This is a genomic window from Streptococcus ferus DSM 20646 (genome assembly GCF_000372425.1).
In the GTDB taxonomy this organism is placed as follows: Bacteria; Bacillota; Bacilli; order Lactobacillales; family Streptococcaceae; genus Streptococcus; species Streptococcus ferus.
The window spans coordinates 445,864-471,209 of the sequence record NZ_AQVD01000002.1 but is presented as its reverse complement, the minus strand read 5'-3'; the positions used below and the strand labels follow the sequence as shown (position 1 = coordinate 471,209).

At 42.3% G+C, this 25,346-nt stretch carries 27 protein-coding genes and 1 tRNA gene; 25 read left to right on the top strand and 3 right to left on the bottom strand.

The window, feature by feature from the left end; translation table 11 throughout:
- The first annotated feature begins 69 nt into the window (after nt 1-69).
- Both A3GY_RS0105400 and A3GY_RS0105395 read left to right on the top strand, forming a co-directional pair.
- Nucleotides 70-143 (top strand) — tRNA-Asn (locus tag A3GY_RS0105400).
- Between the two features lie 124 nt (nt 144-267).
- Complete coding sequence (locus tag A3GY_RS0105395) at nt 268-750, top strand: sigma-70 family RNA polymerase sigma factor (RefSeq protein ID WP_018030395.1); 483 nt, start codon at nt 268-270, stop codon at nt 748-750.
- A 6-nt stretch (nt 751-756) separates the two neighbouring features.
- On the opposite strand, the gene A3GY_RS0105390 is transcribed toward A3GY_RS0105395, so the two are convergent.
- Nucleotides 757-2,109 (bottom strand): aspartate kinase, encoded by a 1,353-nt coding sequence (locus tag A3GY_RS0105390; RefSeq protein ID WP_026161944.1) that lies wholly within the window; start codon nt 2,107-2,109, stop codon nt 757-759.
- A gap of 153 nt (nt 2,110-2,262) precedes the next feature.
- On the opposite strand from A3GY_RS0105390, the gene A3GY_RS0105385 reads away from it, so the two are divergent.
- The 20 genes from A3GY_RS0105385 (at nt 2,263) to greA (ending at nt 21,871) form a co-directional block, all read left to right on the top strand.
- Nucleotides 2,263-2,919, top strand: coding sequence for an HAD family hydrolase (locus A3GY_RS0105385; RefSeq protein WP_018030393.1), 657 nt, complete (start codon nt 2,263-2,265; stop codon nt 2,917-2,919).
- Between the two features lie 145 nt (nt 2,920-3,064).
- Nucleotides 3,065-3,856: a trans-2-decenoyl-ACP isomerase gene (gene fabM / locus A3GY_RS0105380; RefSeq protein WP_018030392.1), complete on the top strand. Its 792-nt coding sequence runs from the start codon at nt 3,065-3,067 to the stop codon at nt 3,854-3,856.
- A gap of 140 nt (nt 3,857-3,996) precedes the next feature.
- On the top strand, nt 3,997-4,434 hold the full coding sequence (gene fabT, locus A3GY_RS0105375) for a fatty acid biosynthesis transcriptional regulator FabT (protein WP_026161942.1): 438 nt from the start codon (nt 3,997-3,999) through the stop codon (nt 4,432-4,434).
- Nucleotides 4,431-5,405 carry a beta-ketoacyl-ACP synthase III gene (locus tag A3GY_RS0105370; RefSeq protein ID WP_018030390.1) on the top strand — a complete coding sequence of 325 codons (975 nt, stop codon included), beginning with the start codon at nt 4,431-4,433 and terminating at the stop codon, nt 5,403-5,405. Before fabT ends, A3GY_RS0105370 begins: the two co-directional genes overlap by 4 nt.
- Nucleotides 5,406-5,463: 58 nt before the next feature.
- Nucleotides 5,464-5,688, top strand: a complete 225-nt coding sequence (locus A3GY_RS0105365) for an acyl carrier protein (RefSeq protein ID WP_018030389.1) — start codon at nt 5,464-5,466, stop codon at nt 5,686-5,688.
- 77 nt (nt 5,689-5,765) lie between these two features.
- Nucleotides 5,766-6,752 (top strand): enoyl-[acyl-carrier-protein] reductase FabK, encoded by a 987-nt coding sequence (gene fabK, locus A3GY_RS0105360; RefSeq protein ID WP_269458437.1) that lies wholly within the window; start codon nt 5,766-5,768, stop codon nt 6,750-6,752.
- A gap of 23 nt (nt 6,753-6,775) precedes the next feature.
- On the top strand, nt 6,776-7,696 hold the full coding sequence (gene fabD, locus A3GY_RS0105355; protein ID WP_018030387.1) for an ACP S-malonyltransferase: 921 nt from the start codon (nt 6,776-6,778) through the stop codon (nt 7,694-7,696).
- A 9-nt stretch (nt 7,697-7,705) separates the two neighbouring features.
- Nucleotides 7,706-8,440 (top strand): 3-oxoacyl-[acyl-carrier-protein] reductase, encoded by a 735-nt coding sequence (fabG, locus tag A3GY_RS0105350; RefSeq protein WP_018030386.1) that lies wholly within the window; start codon nt 7,706-7,708, stop codon nt 8,438-8,440.
- A gap of 16 nt (nt 8,441-8,456) precedes the next feature.
- Nucleotides 8,457-9,689 (top strand): beta-ketoacyl-ACP synthase II, encoded by a 1,233-nt coding sequence (gene fabF, locus A3GY_RS0105345; protein WP_018030385.1) that lies wholly within the window; start codon nt 8,457-8,459, stop codon nt 9,687-9,689.
- 2 nt (nt 9,690-9,691) lie between these two features.
- Nucleotides 9,692-10,180: an acetyl-CoA carboxylase biotin carboxyl carrier protein gene (gene accB, locus A3GY_RS0105340; RefSeq protein WP_026161940.1), complete on the top strand. Its 489-nt coding sequence runs from the start codon at nt 9,692-9,694 to the stop codon at nt 10,178-10,180.
- Complete coding sequence (gene fabZ, locus A3GY_RS0105335) at nt 10,177-10,599, top strand: 3-hydroxyacyl-ACP dehydratase FabZ (protein ID WP_018030383.1); 423 nt, start codon at nt 10,177-10,179, stop codon at nt 10,597-10,599. The genes accB and fabZ overlap by 4 nt, the downstream gene beginning before the upstream one ends.
- A gap of 32 nt (nt 10,600-10,631) precedes the next feature.
- The gene (gene accC, locus A3GY_RS0105330) at nt 10,632-12,002 is read left to right on the top strand and encodes an acetyl-CoA carboxylase biotin carboxylase subunit (RefSeq protein ID WP_018030382.1); all 1,371 of its coding nucleotides are present in this window, start codon (nt 10,632-10,634) and stop codon (nt 12,000-12,002) included.
- A gap of 3 nt (nt 12,003-12,005) precedes the next feature.
- The gene (gene accD, locus A3GY_RS0105325) at nt 12,006-12,872 is read left to right on the top strand and encodes an acetyl-CoA carboxylase, carboxyltransferase subunit beta (protein ID WP_018030381.1); all 867 of its coding nucleotides are present in this window, start codon (nt 12,006-12,008) and stop codon (nt 12,870-12,872) included.
- Complete coding sequence (locus A3GY_RS0105320) at nt 12,869-13,639, top strand: acetyl-CoA carboxylase carboxyl transferase subunit alpha (RefSeq protein WP_018030380.1); 771 nt, start codon at nt 12,869-12,871, stop codon at nt 13,637-13,639. Before accD ends, A3GY_RS0105320 begins: the two co-directional genes overlap by 4 nt.
- 114 nt (nt 13,640-13,753) lie before the next feature.
- Entirely contained in the window at nt 13,754-16,846 is a 3,093-nt protein-coding gene (locus A3GY_RS0105315; protein ID WP_018030379.1) for a pilus expression-regulating Snf2 family helicase, read from the top strand.
- A gap of 63 nt (nt 16,847-16,909) precedes the next feature.
- A complete protein-coding gene (gene zapJ / locus A3GY_RS0105310) occupies nt 16,910-17,521 on the top strand; it encodes a divisome accessory protein ZapJ (RefSeq protein WP_018030378.1) in 612 nt (203 codons plus the stop codon).
- A gap of 10 nt (nt 17,522-17,531) precedes the next feature.
- Nucleotides 17,532-18,863: a UDP-N-acetylmuramate--L-alanine ligase gene (gene murC, locus A3GY_RS0105305; RefSeq protein ID WP_018030377.1), complete on the top strand. Its 1,332-nt coding sequence runs from the start codon at nt 17,532-17,534 to the stop codon at nt 18,861-18,863.
- 62 nt (nt 18,864-18,925) lie between these two features.
- Nucleotides 18,926-19,417, top strand: coding sequence for a GNAT family N-acetyltransferase (locus tag A3GY_RS0105300; protein WP_018030376.1), 492 nt, complete (start codon nt 18,926-18,928; stop codon nt 19,415-19,417).
- A 96-nt stretch (nt 19,418-19,513) separates the two neighbouring features.
- Nucleotides 19,514-21,322 carry an endolytic transglycosylase MltG gene (gene mltG / locus A3GY_RS0105295; protein ID WP_018030375.1) on the top strand — a complete coding sequence of 603 codons (1,809 nt, stop codon included), beginning with the start codon at nt 19,514-19,516 and terminating at the stop codon, nt 21,320-21,322.
- Nucleotides 21,323-21,388: 66 nt separating this feature from the next.
- The gene (greA, locus tag A3GY_RS0105290) at nt 21,389-21,871 is read left to right on the top strand and encodes a transcription elongation factor GreA (protein WP_018030374.1); all 483 of its coding nucleotides are present in this window, start codon (nt 21,389-21,391) and stop codon (nt 21,869-21,871) included.
- A 104-nt stretch (nt 21,872-21,975) separates the two neighbouring features.
- Here the strand turns inward: greA and yidC are convergent, their stop codons facing one another.
- A complete protein-coding gene (gene yidC / locus A3GY_RS0105285; protein ID WP_018030373.1) occupies nt 21,976-22,917 on the bottom strand; it encodes a membrane protein insertase YidC in 942 nt (313 codons plus the stop codon).
- An 83-nt stretch (nt 22,918-23,000) separates the two neighbouring features.
- Nucleotides 23,001-23,279 (bottom strand): acylphosphatase, encoded by a 279-nt coding sequence (locus A3GY_RS0105280; RefSeq protein ID WP_018030372.1) that lies wholly within the window; start codon nt 23,277-23,279, stop codon nt 23,001-23,003.
- A 31-nt stretch (nt 23,280-23,310) separates the two neighbouring features.
- On the opposite strand from A3GY_RS0105280, the gene A3GY_RS0105275 reads away from it, so the two are divergent.
- Genes A3GY_RS0105275 through A3GY_RS0105265 form a run of 3 tightly spaced genes read left to right on the top strand, consistent with a single transcriptional unit; the run spans nt 23,311 to nt 25,301 of the window.
- The gene (locus A3GY_RS0105275) at nt 23,311-24,051 is read left to right on the top strand and encodes a TrmH family RNA methyltransferase (protein ID WP_018030371.1); all 741 of its coding nucleotides are present in this window, start codon (nt 23,311-23,313) and stop codon (nt 24,049-24,051) included.
- Nucleotides 24,052-24,085: 34 nt separating this feature from the next.
- Nucleotides 24,086-24,589, top strand: coding sequence for an HD domain-containing protein (locus tag A3GY_RS0105270; protein ID WP_018030370.1), 504 nt, complete (start codon nt 24,086-24,088; stop codon nt 24,587-24,589).
- 19 nt (nt 24,590-24,608) lie between these two features.
- Nucleotides 24,609-25,301, top strand: coding sequence for a Bax inhibitor-1/YccA family protein (locus A3GY_RS0105265; protein ID WP_018030369.1), 693 nt, complete (start codon nt 24,609-24,611; stop codon nt 25,299-25,301).
- Nucleotides 25,302-25,346: the final 45 nt, after the last annotated feature.

The window sequence follows — 25,346 nt, the reverse complement described above, 5'->3', positions numbered from 1 at the left end:
TTAAGCCCTAGAACGCCTGAAGTAGTTGGGGGTTGCCCCCTGTGAGATAGGGTAGTTGCTTAGCCAGAATCCGGCATAGCTCAGTTGGTAGTAGCGCATGACTGTTAATCATGATGTCGTAGGTTCGAGTCCTACTGCCGGAGTTGAGACAGCACCTGAGGGTGCTGTTTTTGTGTTTTAAAAGGAACAGGACATTAATGTCCTGTTCCTTTTTGGCTGTCTTTTTTATAATAGGCTTATCTTAATTTAAAGGAGGTCACAAAGACCATGTCAGAAGATTTTGAAGCCTTATTTCAGAAGGTGCGCCCTATTGTTTATAAGTTTAGGCGGCATTATCATCATATCCAGTTATGGGATCGCCATGATTGGGAGCAGGAGGGAATGATAACCTTGTTTCAGCTCGTCAGTTCCTGTCCTGAAGTCCTTGAGAATGAGGCTAAACTTTTTATTTATTTCAAAACGAAGTTTTCTAATCATTTGAAAGACACGCTTCGCAAACAGCTGAGTCAGAAACGGCAGTTTCATCAGATGGCTTATGAAGAGATTGGGGAGGTTGGTCACAGCGTGGCTCAGGGCGGTTTAGTTTTGGATGAATACGTGGCCTATCAGGAGGCTTTAGCAGCTTATCGTGAGGGGCTAAGTGCTGAAAAGTCTGATCAGCTGAATGCCTTGATTGCTGGTGAATGTTTCAAGGGCCGTGCTGCTATGCTTCGGGAGTTGGAGGCTGTTTTTCAAGACTTCAGGGAATGAAAGGATTTAGCTGTTGAAGAAGCTATCGTAGAGTGCTCTGACGGCGGCTTTTTCTTGCTCAGTCTTGATAACGAACATGACTGAAACTTCACTGGAGCCTTGCGAAATCATCTCAAGGTTAATGTGATGTTTAGAGAAAGCTTCGGCTGCTTTGGCCATAACGCCGATATGACTTTTCATGTTTTCGCCAACAATCATGATAATGGAAAGATCTCTTTCAATTTCAACTTCGTCAACTTCCAGATGGCGGGTAAGCTGTGAGATGATTTCTTGTTCTTTAATTGGGGTTAATTCTCTTGCCCTAAGAACGATTGACATATCATCAATGCCGGTTGGAATATGTTCCCAGCGAATGTTCAGTTCTTCAAGAATCTGAAGGACTTTACGCCCGAATCCGACTTCTCTATTCATTAAATATTTTGAGATATTGATGCTGACGAAGTCGTCGTCTCCGGCAATACCTACAACAGGAATGGTAGCACCTGTGTGTTTGAGAACAATTTTTGTTCCGGGATGATCAGGATTGTTAGTGTTTTTGATGACAAGAGGGATTTTTCCGCGGTAAGCAGGAATGAGTGCTTCATCGTGAAGGACTGAAAATCCTGCATAGGCTAGTTCTCGCATCTCTTTGTAGGTGAGTTCAGAGATAGAATGGGGTTTTTTGACAACTCCTGGATGGGCAGCAAAAATCCCGTCAACATCGGTGAAGTTTTCATAGAGGTCAGCCTTAACGCCGGCTGCAATAATGGATCCTGTAATGTCTGATCCTCCTCTAGAGAAAGTGCAAATCTGACCTTCAGTTGTCACACCGAAGAATCCAGGAATAACAAGTACTTCATCGCAGTTCCTCAATTCTTCTAGTTTATCGTAACTTGAGGGCAGTGTACGGGCTTTGCCAGGTTCGCTTGTGACAAAAAGTCCAGCTTCCTGCGGATGAATGTAGCGGGCAGGAAGGCCATTTTTTTTGAAGTATTCGGCAATTAATTTGGCATTGTTGTCTTCACCGGCAGCCAAGAACGTATCGTAAAGAAAGGCATTGCCCTCAATTGGAAGACTTGCAAGATCGATTATGGATTTACTGATTCGTTCGAGAATGCCTTGTCCTAAGGAGAGGTCATCAATAATACCGCGATAGCGATCAATAATCCAGTTTTGAATGTCAGCAACATTTTTTTCTGCGATGTAGGCTTTATAGTACTTTATTAAGGCGTCGGTAACCTTCGTATCATCTTCATGACGTTTTCCCGGCGCTGAGACGACAACAAAACGTCTGTCTTTATCAGCCTTAACAATCTGAAATACTTTTTCCAGCTGTGCTGCAGAAGCAAGAGAACTGCCTCCAAATTTAATTACTTTCATCATTTACCCATATCTTTCATAAACTATAGAAAAATTATAGCAAAATTCAGACAATTTGTCAGTAAGATTTTTAGACGATAGGCAGATATGAAATGGGGCTCTATTGAGTTTTGTGGTAAAATATAAAGATAGATCATTAGAAAAGGGGAAATGATGTTACGACAGGCAGTTATTTTTGATATGGACGGTGTTCTTTTTGATACAGAAGAATTTTATTATCGGCGCCGCCAGCATTTTTTAGCTGATAAGGGGATTTCAATCTCACATTTGCCAGTCTCATTTTTTATAGGTGGGAACATGAAGCAGGTCTGGCAGGCTATTTTAGGTGATGACTATATCCACTGGGATATTGAAAAACTGCAAACAGACTATGCTCTTTATAAGCAGCAACACCCTTTGCCGTATAAAAATCTCCTTTTTTCTGATGTTAAAAGGAGCTTGGAGCGATTGCGTAACGCGGGGATTAGAATTGCCTTAGCCTCTAGTTCAAGTCCAGGTGATATTGCACTGGCCTTAGAAGAAGCTGAAATTAAAGATTATTTTGAACTGACGCTTTCGGGGGAAGAGTTTCCAGAAAGCAAACCCCACCCCGCCATATATAATGAGGCGGCTAGGCTGCTTGCCCTTCCAAAAGACGCTTTGCTGATTATTGAAGATAGTGAAAAAGGGATTGCTGCAGGTCGTTCAGCAGAGATAGAGGTCTGGGGGATAAAAGATGAGCGCTTTGGGCTTAATCAGAGTCAAGCCAACCATCTGGTCTCTAACTTAACACAAGCGGTGGAAGAATTGCTAATGTCAAAAAGAAGCTAAGGGAAATAGCTTCTTTTTCATTTCTTTTAAGATTTTACTTGTAGACTGTCTTTTTTATGTTAAAATGTAAGTAGCGCAATTATTTGAGCGTCAAATTATTTGTTAATCAAATTATCTAGTGATTAAAAAGGTAAAGGGGAAAACAATGATTTTTGAGAACATCATCTATACTGTAGAAAATGAAGTAGCCACACTGGTTTTAAACCGTCCAGAGGTTTCTAATGGTTTTAATATTCCGATTTGCGAAGAAATCTTAGAAGTACTTCAATTAACGGCATCAGATGATAGGGTGAAGATTCTTGTGATAAAGGCTGAAGGAAAAGTATTTTCAGTCGGAGGGGACTTGGCTGAAATGCAAAGGGCTGTGGATGCTGACGATGTAGCCTCTTTAGTGAAAATTGCTGAATTGGTCAATGTGATTTCCTATGCTATCAAGAAACTGCCAAAACCAGTTATTATGAGTATTGATGGCCCAGTCGCTGGGGCAGCTGCTAATATGGCAGTTGCTGTGGATTTTTGTGTGGCCAGTGACAAGGCACGTTTTATTCAGGCTTTTGTTAATGTTGGTTTGGCACCTGATGCTGGAGGTCTTTATCTTTTGACCAGAGCACTTGGAATCACTAAGGCAACTCAGCTTGCGATGACTGGTGAGGCACTTACAGCTGAGAAGGCGGCTGAATATGGTATTATTTACCGTTTGTGTGAATCTGAAAAGCTTGAGAAAACAACGGATCGTTTAGTTACACGTCTGAAGCGTAATTCAGTGAATTCGCATAAGGCTATTAAGGAAATGATTTGGCAAAGTTCTTTTGCTGGCTGGGACGATTACGCTAAATTAGAATTAGAACTTCAGAAATCGTTAGCTTTCACGGATGATTTCAAGGAAGGAGTCAGAGCTTACACAGAAAAGCGACGTCCGAAATTTACTGGAAAATAGGGAATCTAGTTTCTGTGAAAATTTACATTTTCTTAACGTTTTCATGACATTTGACAGGAAAAATTGTAAAATGAGCTTGCAAAAATGCTTAAGTTTTGCTAAACTTTGATAGTCAAAGTTTTTTGGGGGGAGGTGTTCTTTTGGATTATAATCAGATCAATGATTATTTAGTTGATATTTTCAATAAAGTAAATGTGATTGAAGAAATGAGTTTGAAAACAAGCCAGTTTAATGATGTTTCTTTAAAAGAAATGCACACTATTGATATCATTGGCAATAATACGAATGTGACACCTAGCGATATAGCCAGAGAGTTACTCATTACGCTTGGAACGGTGACAACAAGTCTTAATAAACTTGAAAAGAAAGGTTATATTGAGAGGACACGTTCGCATTTAGATAGGCGTGTGGTATACTTGACTTTGACGCAAAAGGGGCGTCTTATCTATCGTCTACACACAAAGTTTCATCGAAAAATGGTTCATCAAATTACCGATGGCATGGCTGAGGATGACTTAAAAGCCCTTTTGAACGGTCTCAAGAATTTACATCAGTTTCTGGAGGGCTTGGTTGAATGACTTTTGCAAAAATTAGTCAGGCGGCTTTCTATGTTCCTGAACAAGTCGTGACCAATGACGATTTGGCGCAAATTATGGATACTAGTGATGAGTGGATTTCCAGCCGAACGGGTATCAAACGTCGTCGGATAAGTCGTTCAGAGGCCACGAGTGATTTGGCAACCCATGTTGCAGAAGCATTATTGACCAAGGCGGAACTATCAGCTTCAGATATTGATTTTATCATTGTAGCGACTATCACGCCGGATGCTTTAATGCCTTCAACAGCAGCTAAGGTTCAGGCCAATATTGGTGCCAGCGGTGCCTTTGCTTTTGATCTAACAGCTGCCTGCAGTGGTTTTGTGTTTGCATTGGCAACAGCTGAGAAATTGATTGGCTCAGGAGCTTATCAAAGAGGCTTGGTCATTGGCGCTGAGACTTTATCCAAAACAGTTGATTGGTCAGATCGTTCAACGGCGGTTCTTTTCGGAGATGGTGCTGGCGGTGTCCTTTTGGAAGCAGCTCAGAGTCCATCTTTCTTGGCCGAATCTTTATTTACTGATGGCAAACGAGGTGCTAGCCTGACTTCTAACGAACAGCCACTGCAATCGCCATTCTCGGATTCTAGTGAAGCGGATGCTTTTTTAAGAATGGATGGCCGTGCTATCTTTGATTTTGCTATTCGAGATGTTTCTGGCAGTATTGTCAATCTGCTCGAAAAAACGGGTAAAACACCTGACGATATTGATTATTTCTTGCTTCATCAGGCAAACATTCGTATCTTAGATAAGATGGCCAAGAAAATCAAGGCACCTAGGGAAAAATTTCCAGCCAATATGATGGCCTACGGCAATACCAGTGCCGCCAGCATTCCTATTTTGCTAGCAGAATGTGTGGAAAATGGTATAATAAAATTGGACGGCTCTCAAACAATCCTTCTCTGTGGATTTGGTGGAGGTTTGACATGGGGGAGTCTAATTGTTAAAATCTAGTTATATAATTGTGCTTGGCACATAATATAAAAGTTTATTTATTTTTAAGGAGACAAACATGGCAGTATTTGAAAAAGTACAAGAAATTATTGTTGAAGAACTCGGCAAGGATCCAGAAGAAGTCAAATCTGAAACGACTTTTGATGAACTTGATGCTGATTCACTTGACGTTTTTCAAGTTATCTCAGAAATCGAAGATGAATTTGATATTCAAATCGAAACTGAAGATGGTCTGAACACTGTTGGCGACTTGGTTGCTTACGTGGAAGAAAAAACTAAATAATAGGATGTCTGAGAGTATTCTTAAGGGAATATTCTCTCTTCTTATACTGATAGTTTGACTGTCAAATTATTGATAAGATTGAACTTAGAAAGTCTAATTTAAGAATGAAAACTCGTATTACAGAATTATTGAATATAAATTATCCAATCTTCCAAGGAGGAATGGCTTGGGTTGCGGATGGTGATCTGGCAGGTGCTGTTTCCAATGCTGGTGGTTTAGGTATCATCGGTGGCGGTAATGCGCCTAAAGAAGTTGTCAAAGCTAACATTGATAAGGTCAAAGCGATTACCAATAAACCCTTTGGTGTCAATATCATGCTCTTATCTCCTTTTGTAGAGGACATTGTGGACCTTGTGATTGAAGAAGGGGTGAAAGTGGTAACGACAGGAGCCGGCAATCCAGGGAAATATATGGAAAGATTCCATAATGCTGGCATTACGGTTATTCCTGTTGTTCCGAGTGTTGCATTGGCTAAGCGAATGGAAAAACTAGGGGCAGATGCTGTTATTGCGGAAGGTATGGAAGCCGGCGGACATATTGGTAAGCTGACGACCATGACCTTGGTAAGACAGGTTGCGGATGCGGTTAGTATTCCAGTGATTGGTGCCGGCGGTGTGGCTGATGGCCGTGGTGCGGCTGCTATGTTCATGCTGGGAGCTGAAGCGGTTCAAATTGGAACACGGTTTGTAGTCGCTAAAGAATCTAATGCCCATCAAAATTTTAAAGATAAAATTTTAAAAGCCAAAGATATTGATACTGTTGTTTCGGCATCGGTTGTAGGACATCCTGTGCGAGCTATTAAAAATAAACTTGCAACCGCCTATAATCAAGCTGAAAAAGACTTCTTGGCTGGTAAAAAATCAGCAGAAGAAATTGAGGAACTTGGTGCCGGAGCACTCCGAAATGCAGTTGTTGATGGTGATGTTGTTAATGGTTCTGTGATGGCTGGTCAGATTGCAGGTTTGGTCAGCAAAGAAGAAACCTGTGCTGAAATCTTAGAAGACATCTACTTGGGCGCTGCAAAGGTCATCAAGGAAGAAGCTGCTCGCTGGTCCGATATCTAAATAGATAAGTGGGGAAATAAGATATGACTAAAACAGCATTTTTATTTGCTGGCCAGGGAGCACAAAAACTTGGCATGGCAAATGATTTGTATGAAGCCTATCCTATTGTGAGAGAGACGTTTGAAACAGCTCAAGCCATTCTTGGCTATGACGTGCGTGAATTGATTAATGAGGATCAGGATAAACTGAACCAAACACGTTATACGCAGCCGGCTGTTTTAACAACTTCGGTAGCTATTTATCGGCTATTGAAAGAAAAGGGATTTAAAGCAGATATTGTAGCCGGCCTGTCACTTGGTGAATATTCGGCTTTAGTAGCATCCGGCGCTATTTCTTTCGAAGATGCTCTGGCGCTTGTCGCCAAACGGGGACAGTTCATGGAAGAGGCTGCTCCTGCTGGAACTGGTAAAATGGTCGCTGTTATGAATACCGACCCACACCTCATTGAGGAAATCTGCCAGAAAGCCAGTCAAAAAGGAGTTGTCAGTCCAGCCAACTACAATACGCCTGCTCAAATTGTCATTGGCGGTCAGGCAGAAGCGGTTGACTATGCTGTTGAGCTACTGAAAGAGGCTGGAAGCAAACGTTTAATTCCTTTACAAGTATCAGGGCCTTTCCATACGGCCTTGCTTGAACCGGCAAGCCAGAAGTTAGCAGCTGAACTAGCCAAGGTTAGCTTTAAGGACTTCGAGATTCCTCTTGTAGGCAATACCAAGGCGGAGATTATGAAGGCCGAAGCTATTCAAGACCTTTTGGCTCGTCAGGTTAAAGAGCCTGTTCGTTTTTATGATTCAATTCAAACCATGAAAGACTTTGGTGTTGATCGTTATATTGAAATTGGTCCTGGGAAAGTGCTGACCGGCTTTTTGAAAAAAATTGATAAAGACGCCACAGTGTTCAATGTTGAAGACACGATTGGCTTAAATGCACTCTTGGAAGACTGAGGGAAAAAGATGGAAATAATAAATAAAAATGTTTTTATTACAGGTTCGACCAGAGGAATAGGTCTGGCTGTTGCTCATAAATTTGCTGCTGCCGGAGCCAATATTGTCTTGAATGGGCGTTCAGCAATTTCAGACGATTTAGTGGCTAGCTTTAAAGACTATGGTGTGAAAGTAGCTGCTATTTCTGGCGATGTTTCGGATTTCGAAGATGCCAGCCGCATGGTCGATGAGGCTGTTGAAGCACTTGGCAGTGTTGATATTCTGGTTAATAATGCCGGTATTACGAATGATAAATTGGTTTTCAAAATGACTGAGGAAGACTTTGATAAGGTTTTGAAAATTAATTTAACTGGTAGTTTTAACATGATCAAATCTGTTTTGAAACCCATGACTAAGGCCCGTCAGGGAGCTATTATCAATATGTCTAGTGTGGTTGGCCTCACTGGGAATGCTGGTCAGGCGAATTACGCAGCATCAAAGGCCGGTCTGATTGGTTTAACAAAATCAGTTGCTCGGGAAGTTGCGGCTAGAAACGTTCGTGTCAATGCGATTGCACCGGGTTTTATTGAGTCAGACATGACAGATAAAATTCCAGATAAAATGAAAGATGCCATGCTTGAGCAAATTCCGATGAAAAAATTTGGAAATACAGAAAATGTAGCTGATGTTGTATTGTTTTTAGCTCAGCAAGAGTACCTAACGGGACAGGTTATCGCTATTGACGGCGGAATGACCATGCAATAAGAAAAGGGGACAGAAAATGACAGAAAATAGAGTTGTAATCACAGGCTATGGTGTCACATCACCAATTGGAAATACGCCAGAAGAGTTTTGGAATAGTCTCGAAAAGGGTGAAATTGGTATCGGACCGATTACGAGATTTGATACGTCTGATATTCCCGTTCATAATGCAGGTGAGATTAAGGATTTCCCATTTGATAAATATTTTGTCCGGAAAGATAAAAATCGGATGGATTCTTATTCACTCTATGCCATTTATGCAACTCTTGAGGCTCTTGAAAATGCGAAACTAGACTTAGAAACGGTTGACCGTGACCGTACAGGTGTCATTGTATCATCGGGTATCGGTGGTTTGCAGGAAATGCAGGAACAAATCATTCGAATGCACGAAAAAGGAATTAAACGGATTCAGCCAATGTTTGTCCCTAAAGCGCTTTCTAATATGGCTGCCGGCAACATTGCGCTTCGCGTTGGTGCTAAAGGCGTTTGTAAATCGATTACCACAGCATGTGCTTCTGCTAACGATGCTATTGGCGAAGCCTTCCGTGAAATCAAGTTTGGTTTCCAGGATATTGTATTGGCGGGTGGTGCCGAAAGTACCATCAATGAAATTGGTATCGGTGGTTTCAATGCTTTAACTGCTTTATCAACTACCGAAGACCCTACTCGGGCGTCTATCCCATTTGATAAGGATCGTAATGGTTTTGTGATGGGGGAAGGGGCAGCCGTCTTGGTTGTTGAAAGCCTTGAGCATGCCCAAAAACGCGGAGCGACTATTCTAGCTGAAATTGTAGGTTATGGAAACACTTGTGATGCTTACCATCAAACCAGTCCTTCTCCAGATGGTTCAGGTGCTGCCAGAGCGATTAAATTGGCTATTCAAGAAGCTGGTATTGAGCCATCTCAGGTTGATTACGTCAATGCTCATGGAACGTCTACACCGGCTAATGAAAAAGGTGAGAGCCAGGCCATTGTTGCGGCACTTGGAAAAGAGGTTCCGGTATCATCGACAAAATCATTTACAGGTCATTTACTCGGGGCTGCAGGTGGTGTTGAAGCCATTGCTACCATTGAAGCTATTCGTCATAACTTTATTCCTATGACAGCGGGGACTAAGGAGCTTTCAGAAGATATTGAAGCGAATGTCATCTACGGTCAAGGAAAAGAAGCGCATTTGACTTATGCGATTTCAAATACTTTTGGCTTTGGTGGACACAACGCTGTTCTAGCCTTTAAAGCTTGGGAGGATTAATGTTGAATATTGCAGAAATTAAAGACTTGATGGCACAGTTTGATGCCTCAAGCCTACGTCAGTTTTCTTATAAGAATGCTTCCGACGAATTATCGTTTAGTAAAAGCGATGCCGTTTCACAGCCAGCATCAACACCGCAAGTGGCTCCTGCTGCTGAAGCTGTAAGAACTCAGATTCAGGAAGAAGTGGTAATATCAGAAACCAAACCGGACTCACCAGCAGTAAGTCCTCTTCCCAAGGAAGAGATTGCTGCTGAAGGAGATGTTGTGGAAAGTCCGCTTGTTGGGGTAGCTTACCTGTCACCTGCTCCGGATAAACCAGCCTTTGTCTCTGTCGGAGATTCGGTGAAAAAAGGTCAAACCCTTCTCATTATTGAAGCGATGAAGGTTATGAATGAGGTGCCAGCGCCCAAAGATGGTGTGATTACCGAAATTCTGGTTGATAATGAAGAAGTCATTGAATTTGGAAAAGGATTGGTAAGAATCAAATGATTGATATTACAAAAATTCGTGAAGCTCTGCCGCATCGCTATCCAATGCTTCTTGTAGACCGTGTTTTAGAGGTTTCTGATGATGAGATTGTTGCCATTAAAAATGTGACGATAAATGAACCTTTTTTCAATGGGCATTTTCCAGAATACCCCGTTATGCCAGGAGTTCTCATCATGGAAGCTTTGGCTCAGACAGCAGGTGTTTTAGAATTGTCAAAAGAGGAAAATAAAGGAAAACTGGTTTTCTACGCTGGAATGGATAAGGTCAAGTTTAAAAAGCAGGTGGTTCCAGGGGATCAGTTAGTCATGACTGCTAAATTTATCAAACGTCGCGGAACCATTGCTGTTGTTGAAGCTAAAGCTGAAGTGGATGGAAAACTTGCGGCCAGCGGGACCTTAACATTTGCCATCGGAAACTAAATGCAAAAGGTATTAGATAGAGAAGGAAAATCATGTTTAAGAAAATCTTGATTGCCAATCGTGGTGAAATTGCTGTTCGTATCATTCGAGCAGCCAGAGAATTAGGAATTGCGACTGTTGCAGTCTATTCAGAAGCTGATAAAACATCTCTTCATACTCTGTTGGCAGATGAGGCAGTTTGTATTGGCCCGGCAAAGTCTGCGGATTCTTATCTTAATATGAATTCGGTTTTGTCAGCTGCCATTGTAACTGGTGCAGAAGCTATTCACCCAGGATTTGGGTTTTTAAGTGAAAACTCTAAATTTGCTACGATGTGCGAGGAAATGCATATTAAATTTATTGGCCCAGCTGGTTCGGTAATGGATAAAATGGGTGATAAAATCAATGCACGTTCTGAGATGGTCAAGGCAAATGTTCCTGTCATCCCTGGTTCAGATGGGGAAGTTTATACCGGACAGGAAGCTCTTAAAATTGCGGATAAGATTGGCTATCCCGTTATGCTGAAAGCTTCTGCAGGCGGAGGCGGTAAAGGGATTCGTAAGGTTGAGAAAAAAGAAGATTTACTTGCCGCATTCGAATCTGCTTCTCAGGAGGCTGTTGCTGCCTTTGGCAATGGGGCGATGTATCTAGAGAAAGTCATCTATCCTGCTCGCCACATAGAAGTTCAGATTCTGGGAGACTCTTTTGGTCACATTATTCATTTGGGTGAGCGTGATTGCTCCCTCCAACGAAATAATCAAAAAGTTCTAGAGGAGAGCCCTTCTATTGCTATTGGGAAAACCTTGCGTACCCAGATGGGAGAAGCGGCTGTTCGAGCTGCCAAAGCCGTTGGCTATGAAAATGCTGGCACCATCGAATTTCTTCTTGATGAGGAAACAGAACAATTTTTCTTCATGGAGATGAATACGCGGGTTCAGGTGGAACACCCTGTTACGGAATTTGTCACCGGTGTTGATATTGTTAAAGAGCAAATTCGGATTGCGGCGGGACAACCCTTAGAGTATCAACAAGATGCTATTCAGATTACTGGGCATGCCATTGAATGCCGTATCAATGCTGAGAATCCAAAATTCAACTTTGCACCAAGTCCCGGTAAGATTAAAGACTTATTCTTGCCAAGCGGGGGCGTAGGTTTGCGTGTGGATAGTGCCATGTATGCGGGCTACAGTATCCCTCCTTACTATGACAGTATGGTTGCGAAGATTATTGTTCATGGTGAAAATCGTTTTGAAGCATTGATGAAGATGCAGCGCGCTCTGTTTGAGTTTGAAATTTCAGGTGTGGTTACCAATGCTGAGTTTCAGCTAGATTTAATTTCTGATGCTCATGTGATTGCAGGTGATTATGATACATCGTTTTTGATGGAAAAATTCCTGCCTAATTATATCAAACAAGAGGAGTAAACTATGGCTTTATTTGAACGTAAAGAGAAGTATATTCGGATAAATCCCAACCGTTCAATGAAGAGAACAGAACCGAGGGAGACCCCCGAGGTGCCTGATGAGTTATTTGCCAAATGTCCCTCTTGCAAACATATGATTTACCAAAAAGATTTGGGGCTGGAAAAGATTTGTCCGCACTGTTCTTACAACTTCAGAATTTCCGCTCAGGAGCGCCTTGCTTTGACAGCTGACGAAAATTCTTTTGAGGAGTTATTCACGGGAATCAAAACCAAGAACCCTTTAGATTTTCCTGGTTATGAGGAAAAGCTGGCGCTTGTTCAAGAAAAAACAGGTTTAGATGAGGCAGTCGTTACAGGGATAGCAACTATCGAAGGGAATAGGACGGCTCTGGCGGTTATGGATTCTAATTTTATCATGGCTTCCATGGGAACTGTGGTAGGTGAAAAAATAACGCGTCTTTTTGAATTAGCAACCCAAGAAAAGCTACCGGTTGTCATTTTTACGGCGTCAGGCGGGGCACGGATGCAGGAAGGGATTATGAGTCTGATGCAGATGGCCAAGGTTTCAGCAGCGGTCAAACAGCATTCGAATCAAGGGCTTTTTTACCTGACTGTTCTAACTGATCCGACAACGGGCGGTGTAACAGCAAGTTTTGCTATGGAAGGTGACATTATCTTAGCTGAGCCACAAACCTTGATTGGATTTGCTGGTCGGCGAGTGATTGAAACAACCGTTCGAGAAAATCTGCCGGATGATTTCCAAAAAGCGGAATTTCTTTTGGATCATGGTTTTGTTGATGCGATTGTCAAACGAGTAGATATGAAGTCGACGGTAGCTAAGCTTCTTGCCTTTCACGGAGGTGTCAAATGAGTGATGTATCAAGAGTGCTCAGAGAAGCCCGGAATCAAAGCCGTCTGACCAGCCTTGATTATGCGATGGCCATTTTTGATGATTTTATTGAACTTCATGGCGATCGTCATTTCGGTGATGACGGGGCCATTATTGGAGGTCTAGCCAAACTTGACGGTCAGCCCGTCACAGTCATTGGGATTCAAAAAGGGAAAAATCTTCAGGATAATTTGAACCGGAATTTTGGTCAGCCGAATCCAGAAGGCTATCGTAAGGCACTTCGTTTAATGAAACAGGCTGAGAAATTTAATCGTCCGGTTATTACTTTCATCAATACAGCGGGTGCTTATCCAGGTATTGGTGCTGAGGAACGGGGGCAGGGAGAGGCTATTGCCCGAAATCTGCTTGAGATGAGCGATCTGAAGGTGCCGATTATTGCTATTATCATCGGTGAAGGAGGCTCTGGGGGAGCTTTGGCTTTGGCGGTTGCTGATAAGGTCTGGATGCTGGAGCACACCATGTATGCCGTTCTCAGTCCAGAAGGGTTTGCGTCCATTCTATGGAAGGATGGCAGCCGAGCGACGGAAGCTGCGGAGCTGATGAAAATAACTGCTGGAGAGCTTCTTAAGATGGGAATCGTAGATAAGGTGATTCCGGAACATGGTTATTTTTCTAGTGAAATTTTGGAGGCTATCAAAACCAGTCTGATTGAAGAATTACAGGCTTTGCAGGCCTTGCCACTGGGAGAACTCCTCGACAGGCGGTACCAACGCTTTAGAAACTATTAAGAAAAAATCTCATTTTCGGATGAGATTTTTCCTTTGCTTTAAAATCCTTTTTCAAGAAGGTAATGTTGTTGGGCTTATGTTATAATTAAGGGATAAAGCAAAAGTGGAGGTCAGATGAGCAGATTAATTCCCGGGCGCATTCGGAATCAAGGCATAGAGCTTTATAACCAAGGCTCCGTTTCTCTGGTTGAAGAAAAAGACCATATTATTCTAGCCCAAGTAGGGGACTGTCACTTGCAGTTTTCCTTTAATGATGACTTAATTAGCTGTCCTTGTTCCCTGTTTCAGAAAAAAGGCTACTGCAGCCATTTGGCTGCTGTTGAACATTACCTTAAAATCAATCCTCAAGGAAAAGACCTCTCTGAGAGTTTGAGTGAGGAAGAAAAGGAAATGGCATCAACCAAGAAGAAAACCTCTTTTGGCAGTCTTTTTTTGGATGGTTTAAAGGTAAATGAGGATGATGAAACGCGTTATCGCTTGCTTGCTCAGGGCAGTAAGAGCCCTTATTCGTCCAATTTTTGGTGGACGTTGAAGATTAACCGTCTTCCAGATGAGAGAACCTATGTCATTCGTGATATCAAGTCTTTTTTATCCACGGTGAAAAAGGAGAGCTATTATCAGATTGGTAAGAATTACTATGAGCCCTTATCTTTTTTGCAGTTTGATGAAGCCAGCCAAGATCTGCTTGAGTTTTTATATCGGCTTTTGCCGGATGCCAAACAGGCGGACACTGATTTTATTTTTCCAAATCATGGTCGGCACCTAGCTCTTTCTAGTGGCTTTTTTGAAGAGGGGGTCCGTCTATTAAACAAACTCTATGATTTCTCCTTTGAGACTGAAAATCGTCTCTATCATCAGCTCTATTTTAAGGAGCTGGAGGCAGAAGATCAGTTCTATCATTTTGACGTTCTGGTTCATCGCCAGTCGATAGAGCTCCTGATTCAAGAAAAACAGGCTGACCTATTTTTTGATAATAGCTATTTATTGGCAGGCGATACCTTCTATCATTTAAATGCCAAGCAAGCCAAATTGGCAGCTGCAATTAAGAGTTTGCCACTAGAAACTGATTTGGCCAAGCATATCTATTTTGATTTTGATGATCAGGGCAAACTGGCAGCCAGTCTTCTGGATTTTAAAAGCCTTGGGCAGGTCAAGGCTCCCTCATCCTTTCTTATCCAGGATTTTGAGGTCAACTTTTATTTTGATCGCTTAGATGATGGTAGGCTTATACTAAGTATCATCCTTGACTATGGTCGGTTTAAGGTGAGCAGTCAGGAAGAAAAAGACCTTCTTCCTTTTGCTAGTCATTTTAAGAAGGAAGAGAAACTATGGCGGTTGCTCAAGAACTCTGGTTTCAGCAAGGGTTTTCAGTCTTATCATGCTCCGCTGGCCGGAAAGGATCTTTATCATTTCTTTGACAAGACCCTCAAAGCCTTTGAGAAATTCGGCCGAGTCACTTTGTCAGAACGTTTTGAGGCAATGCGCTTGTTAGAACGCCCGCATATCGATGTCAAGACCAATAGAGGACTCCTAGAGGTTTCTTTTGACTTTTCCAAGTTGGATAAGGAGGACATCAATCAGGCCCTAGACGCACTCTTTTCCAACCAGGCTTACTTTGTCAGCCAGTCGGGGCGATTAGTGGTGTTTGATGACGAAACGCAGAAAGTCAGCCATACCTTGCAGGATTTACGGGCGAAAAAAGTCTCAGGCGGTCGTTTACAAGTGTCTAAAATGGCAGCTTTTCCATTGGCGGATGCTTTGCAAGGCTTATCTGACATTAGTTTTTCAGAAGAGTTTTCACGGCTGGCCTATGATCTCAGGCATCCAGAAGCCTTTAACTTGCCGGAAATTGATGTGAAGGCGCAGCTGAGAGATTATCAGCTGACGGGAGTTAAATGGATGTCTATGCTTGACCAATACGGCTTTGGCGGTATTTTGGCCGATGATATGGGGCTTGGAAAAACGCTTCAGACACTGACTTTTTTAAAAAGCAAGTTAACAGATAGAGCCACTAGTGTTCTAATCCTATCTCCTTCTAGCCTTATCTATAATTGGCAGGATGAGTGCCATAAATTTGCGCCAGATCTCGATGTTGCGGTTGCTTATGGAACTAAGGAACTGAGAGAAGAGGTTATCAAAGAGGGACACCAGATTACCATAACCAGTTACGCTTCTTTTCGTCAGGATTTTGAGAGTTACAATCAGCTGCAGTTTGACTACTTAATTTTGGACGAGGCGCAAGTGATGAAAAACACACAGACAAAAATTGCTCAGAGTTTGCGAGCTTTTGATGTTAAAAATTGCTTTGCACTGTCTGGGACACCGATTGAAAATAAATTGCTCGAAATTTGGTCAATTTTTCAAATTGTTCTTCCGGGCTTACTACCCAGTCAAAAACAGTTTAGCAAACTCGATCCGAAGCAAGTTGCCCGTTACATTCAGCCCTTTGTGATGCGGCGTAAAAAGGAAGATGTGCTGCCTGAGCTGCCTGATTTAATTGAGGTGAACTATCACAACGATTTGGCAGAGGAGCAAAAGGCTATTTACTTGGCGCAGCTGCAGCAGATTCAGGAGACGGTGATCAATCGGAGCGATGATCTTAATCATCGCAAAAAGATTGAAATTCTGTCCGGGATTACACGTTTGCGGCAAATCTGCGATACGCCTCAGTTGTTCATGCCCTATAATGGGGAAAGCGGAAAAGTTTCTGCCCTGCGTGACTTGCTAATACAGATTAAGGAGAATGGACATCGGACGCTCATCTTCTCTCAATTTAGGGGCATGCTTGATATTGTTGAAAAAGAGATGGCTAGCCTGGGCTTGAGTGCCTATAAAATGACCGGTTCTACCCCTGCGAATGAACGCCAAGAAATGACCAAAGCCTTTAACAACGGAAGCAAGGACGCTTTCTTGATTTCCCTCAAGGCTGGCGGAGTCGGTCTTAATTTAGCAGGTGCTGATACGGTTATTCTCATTGATCTTTGGTGGAATCCGGCTGTTGAAATGCAGGCTATCAGCAGAGCTCACCGTTTGGGTCAGAAGGAAAATGTTGAGGTTTACCGTCTGATTACCAAGGGAACGATTGAAGAAAAAATCTTAGAACTTCAAGAAAGCAAAAAACACTTAGTAACAACTGTTTTAGATGGTGATGAAAGCAGAGCGAGCCTTTCGATGGAAGATATTAAAGAAATTTTAGGGATTTCATGAGAGATAGCTTTCAAAATATCAGATTTTAGTTTATAATAGGAATGTTTCAGAAAGGAGAGTCTCATGAGTCGTATCAGAAAATTTCCATTGGTTGCGGACAATGATATTGTTGTTCAACAGGCTAAACAGATGCATTTGTACGAGAACGAAGATTTGATTACCAATATTCATGGGCCTTATGAAGATAAGGTTTATGACGATGTGACACAAGACTATCACTTTATTCCTGAAAACCCTGCCTCAGATCAAGTTCCAGCAGAGCGATTAAAGACGCAGCGGGCTGGAAAGACCTATGCCGAAATGGCCAGAGAAGAAGCTCGGCGCGATTTAAAGAAAAAACGTCAGTCTTATGTAACGAGCAGTGACTTTAGCAAAACATCAAGCCATAGTTACCAGCCTAGCTTTTCACGACCAGCCTCACTTTCTAAAACAGCTAAGCCGAGCTCTGTGAGTGAACTGGCGCGTTTTACTTCTCAGTTGAGACAGGACTCTTATATTTTGGCTGAGTTGCCGCAAGTGTACTCAGAACCACAAAATCAAATTGAAAAACCCAAAAAGAACAGCTATGACTTTTTAAAAACGAGTCAAATTTACAACCGACAAGATTATCAAGAACAAAAAGAGCGACAGGTGGCTCAAGAGCTAAACTTAACGCCTTTTGATGATGCGAACTAGAGGAGAACAGATGGTTAAGACCTTTCACTTTATTGGAATAAAAGGATCAGGCATGAGTGCTTTGGCCTTGATGCTGCATCAAATGGGCTATAAGGTACAAGGGAGTGATGTTGACAAATACTACTTTACTCAGCATGGTCTCGAAAAAGCCGGTATCCCTATTTTGCCGTTTGATGCAGCTAATATTTCAGAGGATCTGGAACTGATTGCAGGAAATGCCTTTCGTGAAGATAACAATGCTGAGCTGGCCTATGCTATTCAGCAACGGATTCCCTTTAAGCGTTACCATGAATTTTTAGGCGATTTTATGCGTCAATTCACTAGTTTAGGTGTAGCTGGAGCTCATGGTAAGACCTCAACGACAGGACTCTTAGCCCATGTTTTGAAAAATATTACGGATACCAGCTATTTAATTGGAGACGGCAGTGGCCGCGGTCTGGCTAACAGCCAGTATTTTGTCTTTGAATCGGACGAATATGAGCGCCACTTCATGCCCTATCATCCGGAATACTCTATCATCACTAATATTGACTTTGATCATCCGGATTATTTTACTAGTGTTGACGATGTGTTTGATGCCTTTAATGATTATGCCAAACAGGTCCAAAAAGCTCTTTTTGTTTATGGAGAAGATCCTTACCTGCGGAAGATTACGGCAACTGCCCCAATCTACTATTATGGGTTTGAAGCGAATGATGATTTTCAAGCCTGCGATATTTTACGGACAACGAATGGTTCGGATTTCAAGGTGAAGCATGGTGACCATCTCTTAGGTCCTTTTCACGTTCCGGCCTATGGCAGACATAATATTTTGAACGCAACAGCTGTTATTGCTAACCTATATGTTGCGGGCATTGATATGAACCTTGTTGCCCAGCATCTGAAGACTTTCAGGGGGGTCAAACGGCGTTTTTCAGAAAAAGCCATCAATGGAACGGTGATTATTGACGATTTTGCCCACCATCCTACTGAAATCATTGCCACCTTGGATGCTGCTCGGCAAAAATATCCTTCAAAGGAAATAGTAGCGATTTTTCAGCCTCATACCTTCACCAGAACGATTGCCCTCTTAGATGAATTTGCAGAGGCCTTAAATGAAGCAGACAGTGTTTACTTGGCTCAAATTTATGGCTCTGCGCGTGAAGTCGATCGCGGGGATGTCAAAGTTGAAGATTTGGCTGCCAAGATAGTCAAGCCGGCCAAGGTTGTGACCGTTGAAAATGTGTCCCCGCTCCTTGATCATAATGACGCTGTCTTTGTTTTTATGGGAGCAGGAGATATTCAGCTTTATGAACGTTCTTTTGAAGAGCTTCTAGCTAACCTAACGAAAAGTAATCAATAAAGACGTCTGGAGTTTTCCAGGCTCTTTCCTATTTTTGCGGTCTTCAGAGAGGAAAAAGCATTATGTTAATCAGACAGGTCAGAAAAGACGATTTAGCAGAAGTGGTTCGTATTGAGCAAGAAAATTTTTCAGAAGCCGAAGCGGCATCGCCTGAGGCTATGCAGGAGCGAATCGCTCATATTCCTGACACCTTTTTAATTGCTGAGTTAGATGGCAGGCTGGCAGGTTATATTGAAGGTCCAGTGATCAAGCAACGCTATCTGACGGATGACCTGTTTCAGCAAGTTCTCCCCAACCCTAAAAAGTCAGGTTTCATTGCGGTGACGAGTTTGTCGGTTGATCATGAATTCAAAAAACAAGGGATAGGAACCATGTTAGTGGGGACACTCAAGGACTTGGCTGTTGCTCAAAAAAGACAAGGCATTACCCTAACCTGCCATGATTATCTGATCGGCTATTATGAAATGAATGGCTTTATCAATGAAGGCTTGTCAGCGTCTGCACATGGAGGGGCAACCTGGTACAATATGGTTTGGGAAAATCCAGAATTCTAATGTTTTGTTACGCTCTTGTAATAAAAAATTGTTAATATTGCCTTTAAAGCGGTTTTAAGTTATAATAGCGTGTGATAGACATTAGGAGGATAAGCCTTGACGGATATCTTTAATGAAGAAGAAAACCAGAAAGAAGCCAAGACAAAGAGTTTCAAGGAACAAATCTTAGCCGACCTGGCAAAAGCCAGACAGGTTCGGCAGGAACGGGATGAAGCCTTTTTAAAGGCGGAAGAAGCTGCTAAAGAAGCGGCCAAAAAAGCTTCTCTTCAAAAAGCCAATGAAGAACGCCGTCATCTGTCAGAAAAAAAGACTTTTGAACCTATTGAGATTAAGAGAGACCCAGAGATTGCTTCTCAGGTCTCTGACAATCCTAGCAAAGAGGATGTAGATGATGTGCTGACAAATCTGGATCAGGTTTTTAACCCTGATGCAGACAGCCCAACTCCAAACTCTCAGCCAACTGAAAAAGCGTCAAAACCAGAACCCAAACAGGTTATTGATTGGTCTGATGATGGCGTGTCTGAGAGTCTCAAAACGTCCAAGCCCACCTGGGAAAAAGTCTCTTTAGAAAAGCCAGCAGCAACGGAGCCTTCTGATTTTGTGAAAGAGGCTAAACCCGTGAAACATCATGTATCAGATTCTGATGAGTCTGAAACCAAGGCCAAGGTTTTGCCTTCTCCTAAGCAAGAAGAGGGTTCAACAGAGCCTTCAGAATCTCAAGAGGAAGACAGCATGCAGCAAAAGCGTCGTCATAAACGAAGAAAGACCAATAAGATTGCTAGAAGGATAGCCCTTTATTTAGTCAGTATTATTCTGCTGGCCATGCTAGCCCTAGGTATTTTTGGCTATACCTATGTGACCAGTGCCATTAAGCCGGTTGACAGCAAATCAACAGCTTATGTTCAGGTTGAGATTCCTGAAGGATCAGGGAACCGTTTGATTGGGCAGATTTTGGAGAAGAAGGGCCTTATTAAGAGTGCAACAGTTTTTAATTACTACACCAAGTTTAAGAACTACGGCAATTTCCAAAGTGGTTATTATAACCTGCAAAAAAGTATGTCTCTGGAGAAAATTGCGAATACCTTGCAAGCGGGCGGCACAGCTCAACCATCTGATCCTGTCTTAGGTAAAGTGCTCATTCCGGAAGGTTATACCATTAAGCAGATTTCAGAGGCCATTACGTCTAATGCCAATACCAAATCCAAAACAGATAAAACGCCGTTTACAGCAAAAGCATTTTTAGAAAAAGTGAAAGACAAGACTTTCATTGAAAAAATGGTCAAGAAGTATCCGAAACTCTTGGCTAGCCTGCCAGATGCTTCCAAAGTGAAGTATCAGTTGGAAGGCTATCTCTTCCCAGCGACCTACACTTACTCTGATAAGACGAGTGTTGAGGATATGATTGACAGTATGCTTAAGGCGATGGATGATAACTTATCCGCTTATTATGATACGATTGCTTCTAAAAACTTAACGGTCAATGAAGTATTGACTCTGGCCTCTTTGGTTGAAAAAGAGGGAGCAACGGATGATGATCGCAAAAAAATCGCCAGTGTCTTCTATAATCGGCTGAATCAAGACATGCCGCTTCAGTCTAATATCGCTATTCTTTATGCAACAGATAAACTGGGAACCAAAACCACTCTGGCTGAGGATGCAGCAATTGATACTTCGATTGATTCACCTTATAATATCTATAAAAATACTGGTCTGATGCCTGGTGCTGTTGATAACCCCGGACTGTCGGCCATCAAGGCGACAATTGAGCCGGATTCAACCGACTATCTGTATTTTGTTGCTGATGTTACCACTGGTAATGTCTATTACGCCAAAACTTATGACGAACACGAAGCTAATGTTGAAAAGTATGTCAACAGTAAATTAACAACAAGTAGTTCTGATTAAAAATTATGCGGTCAATCCGCATAATTTTTAATGTCAGGAAATCCTAAAAAGAAAAGAGAAACTATCATGGTAGAAAAAACCTATTCAATGACACTTGCAGAAAAAGAACAACTGGAAAAAGAATTAGAAGAATTGAAACTCGTTCGCCGTCCAGAAGTTGTAGAACGTATTAAAATAGCTCGTTCCTACGGTGATCTTTCGGAAAATAGTGAGTACGAAGCAGCTAAGGATGAACAAGCTTTTGTTGAAGGACAAATTTCAAGCATTGAAACTAAAATTCGTTACGCAGAAATTGTGGACAGTGATGCTGTCGCTAAAAATGAAGTAGCAATCGGTAAAACAGTTGTGGTTCGTGAGGTAGGCACCAAGGATGAGGATACCTATTCTATCGTAGGTGCAGCGGGAGCGGATGTTTTTTCAGGGAAAATTTCAAATGAAAGTCCGATTGCCCAAGCTCTGATTGGTAAAAAAACAGGGGATACAACAACCATTGAATCTCCGGCAGGTGCCTATGAGGTTGAGATTGTTAAGGTTAGCAAAACCAAATAAAGACGTGCTCTTTAAAGCAGAGCACAGTAAGCATCTCCTGGGAACAGGAGATTTTTTAGAAGTCAAAAAGCCCCTTAGATATTTTCTAAGGGGCTTGCTTTAGTTTAGTGACGTTTCCTTTGCTTTCCGGCGTTACGCTTTGCTTTTGCTTGCTTATTGGCGATAGCCTTTTGTTTGGCTGTTTCTTGTTGGTTAGGGGTGACATCTTTAGGTGCAGCCCCGGATTTAAATGGTTTTGGTGGGTTTTTCTCAAATTCTTCCGCAATTTGCTTCCGCAATCTTGGTTTAATGTAATAGTTGGTCAACAACTGTTGAAGAATCGTGAAGATACCGCCGACGAACCAGTAAAGTCCAACACCGGCTGGGGAACTCATCATGAAGAAAACCATCATGAGCGGCGTCACATACATCATTGTCTTCATCTGCTGTTTCTGAGCCTCAGGAACTCCTTGAATAGACAGGTAAGACTGGATGAAGTAGAGGATACCGGTGATAATAGTCAGCACTAGGCTGGTCTGACCGAGGTTAATACCAAAGAAGGTGCTGGTTGAGATACCTTCTGTAAATTTAGCGGCATAGAAGAGAGCCGAGAAGAAAGGCATCTGAATGAGAATGGGCAGGCAGCCGATTCCGCCCAGCATGCTGAGACCGTAGTGGCGCTGTGCGGCCATATACTCGGTCTGTGCGGCCATTTTTTCATCCTGTGTTTTAGCATTTTTCATCCGCTCTTGGATCGGGTCAAAAACGGGTTTCAGGTAGGCCATCTTTTCGGCTTGCAGGCTGCTCTTGCGAATTTGACTAATACTGAGTGGCAGGATAATAAAGAGACGAACAATGACGGTTACGGTAATGATAGCCATCCCAAAGCCGAGGCCCAAGTCGTTGGCAAAGTATTTAATGGCTCCTCCCATAGGAGCCACTAAAAATTTATAAACCCAGCCTTCACCGGTCGGAACACCATTCTTTTGCTGGACGCAGCCAGATAAAAAGAAGAGCAGAGACAGGGCTAAACCAGAAAATAGGAGACGTTTAGTAGTTTTCTTCACAATAAATTTCCTTCATCTTTTAATAATACCTATCTATTTTACTGTTTTTTAAGAAAATACTCAATAGTTCTTAAGGCTGATTTTTAATTTGCCATCCGAAAATCGGAATAGTCCTCAAAATGGACCATTTTGACATCCACATAGGTGATTTTGGCAAAACGTGAGGGTCCTTTTCGGATAGCTTGAATAAATTTTGCCATTTTTTCGGGCTTGTCCGATTGGGCTAAGATTTCTACGGTTCCATCGTCATTATTCCAAACACGTCCATAAATATCCCCTATGTCCAAAGCTAACTGATAGGTTGAGTAGCGAAAGCCTACCCCCTGAACACGGCCGGAAACAATCAATCTGACTTTTTTCATCTTTTTTCTCCTTTTCTGCTATAATATCCTTATGACTATTATAACCTCAAAAGCCAATCCTTTGATCAAAAAAATCAAAAAATTACAGCAAAAAAAATACCGTCAGACTTCTTATTTGATAGAAGGATGGCATTTGTATGAAGAGGCTCTGAAGTATCAGGCTGCCATTTTGAGGGTTTTCGTTTTAGAGGAGTTTGCTGACAGGATCCAACAACACCCCAACACCCATTTGGTTACAGAAAGCGTGCTGAGGGAGCTGTGTGATTCGAAAACCCCTCAAGGGATTGTGGCCGAGCTTGCCTTGCCCAAAAACGATTTTGTTCCATCTGCTCAAGGCAGATACTTGCTGCTGGAAGATATACAGGACCCCGGAAATCTGGGAACGATGATTCGGACAGCAGATGCTGCCGGTTTGGATGCGGTCTTTATTTCAGAAAAATCTGCTGATGTTTATAATCAAAAAACACTGCGCTCCATGCAAGGAAGCCATTTCCATCTTCCGGTTATTCGCTGTTCCCTTCTTGATTTAGTTGATCAATTTAATGATTTAGGGCTTTTGACTATCGCAACTACTTTGTCTCAGGCGTCAATTGATTATCAACAAGTGGGCAGGGGTCAGCAGTTTGCTGTGATTATGGGAAATGAGGGTCAGGGGATCAGTCAAGCTATGGCAGAAAAAGCTCAGCTGCAGGTTCATATCAGTATGCCGGGTCAGGCAGAGAGCCTCAATGTTGCGGTTGCAGCTGGTATATTAATTTTTAGGCTGCTTTAAGAACTTATGGTATAATATCTGTGAGGTGATATTGATGAAAAAATATACTCAAGATAAGGAATACATGAGCCTTGTCGGCCATTTAATCCAGAATCCTCGTTTTAAGAAATTAGATGGGATTGTTCAGCATCATCACTCCACACGCTTAGAACACTCGATAAATGTTTCCTATACGAGTTACCGCATCGCTAAAAAGTTTGGTTGGGATGTTCCGAGTACCGCTAGAGGAGCGCTGTTACACGATTTGTTCTATTATGACTGGCGTGATACAAAGTTTAACAAGGGTCATGCTTGGGTCCATCCTCGCATCGCTGTGCGCAATGCTAGAAAGCTGACCAAACTCAATAAAAAAGAAGAAGACATCATCCTAAAACATATGTGGGGAGCCACCATCGCCCCTCCCCGCTATAAGGAAGGTTATATTGTGACAATGGTTGATAAGTATTGGGCAATCAAGGAAGCGACAACTCCCTTGAGGAAACGCTGGCAGAAACGTCGGATTTTCCGCCGGAAATTCTTAGGTAGCCATAATCATTAAAAAGAAGTAGGAGATTGATATGACAAATCATAATGGTATTTATGTTCAGAGTGAGACTGGTCTCAGTCGTTTTTTCGCTAAGATTTACAGCTTGGTGGGCATTGGCGTGGCCCTTTCGGCAGTAGTTTCTTATATGATGCTTTACATCTTCAGGGACAACATGATTGCCATCCTGCTCAATGCTCCTTGGATTTATTATGTGGCTATCTTTGCTGAGCTGGGGCTGGTTCTTTTTGCGAGCGGAGCAGCTCGTAAAAATAGTCCAACGGCCCTTCCGCTTTTCCTAATTTATTCGGCCCTTAATGGCTTCACCTTGAGTTTTATTATTGCCAGCTATGCGCAAGCAACTGTCTTGCAGGCCTTTGTGTCATCGGCTCTCGTCTTTTTCATTATGGCTATTATCGGTGTGACCATTAAGAAGGATCTTTCTGGAATGGCGAAGTTTCTTATGGCGGCTTTGATTGGAATTATCGTGGCCAGTGTCGTGAATATTTTTATCGGAAGCGGCACCATGAGTTTCATTATCAGTATCGTGTCAGTCTTGATTTTCTCAGGTTTGATTGCTTTTGATAATCAGTTGATCAAACGGGTTTATGAGCAGACTGGCGGCAATGTCGGTGATGGCTGGGCTATTTCAATGGCGCTAAATCTTTACTTAGACTTCATCAACCTCTTCCTTAGTCTTTTACGGATTTTTGGAAGCAATGATTAGGTTTTAATAGAATCCCTGCTATGCAGGGATTTTTTTATGGTATAA